1 rRNA gene is annotated in these 208 nt (G+C 52.4%); it reads right to left on the bottom strand.

What is annotated here, in order from left to right:
• Positions 1-208: ribosomal RNA gene (locus BHE89_RS04315) — 23S ribosomal RNA — on the bottom strand; the annotation flags it as partial.

The raw sequence follows: 208 nt of genomic DNA on the forward strand, positions 1-208 counted from the left end.
GGGTTTTTCACCCGCATTATCGTTACTTATGTCAGCATTCGCACTTCTGATACCTCCAGCATACCTCACAGTACACCTTCGCAGGCTTACAGAACGCTCCCCTACCCAACAACACATAAGTGTCGCTGCCGCAGCTTCGGTGCATGGTTTAGCCCCGTTACATCTTCCGCGCGGCCGACTCGACCAGTCGAGCTATTACGCTTTCTTT

Source organism: Shigella sp. FC1967 (genome assembly GCF_001743005.1).
Lineage (GTDB): Bacteria > Pseudomonadota > Gammaproteobacteria > Enterobacterales > Enterobacteriaceae > Proteus.